General features: G+C 40.3%; 1 protein-coding gene. It reads right to left on the bottom strand.

Annotated elements, in window-relative coordinates:
* On the bottom strand, positions 1-318 hold a 318-nt coding region (locus AOA60_RS01165; RefSeq protein ID WP_158235008.1), incomplete at both ends, for a PhnD/SsuA/transferrin family substrate-binding protein.

The following is a 318-nucleotide window of genomic DNA, read 5'->3' as shown; positions in this document are numbered from 1 at the left end:
TTCTTCTGCCTGTACAAAACCAAATGGTGGAAGGAAGCCGATATCAATCATTTGTGTACGCATTCCTTCAACGAGGCCAGTGTAATCTGTCATTACCTCAGCTTGAATCTCTACTCCTAAAGTTTCTGCAAGACGTTCTGCTAATGGCTCTACTGTGTCAGCAATATTTGCTGCATCTTGTGATGGAACAAAGCCCATAGTCAATTTAGTAATCTCATCTTCTGTAACATCTTCCTCAACACTATCCTCAGCTACGTCTTCAGAAACATCATTATTGTTATCTTCAAGTGATTCCTCTTGACCATTATCAGGAGTATC

It is taken from the genome of Pseudomonas sp. 2822-17, assembly GCF_002742485.1.
Lineage (GTDB): Bacteria > Pseudomonadota > Gammaproteobacteria > Pseudomonadales > Pseudomonadaceae > Aquipseudomonas > Aquipseudomonas cyclaminis.
This window is presented reverse-complemented; position numbering and strand designations above follow the sequence as displayed.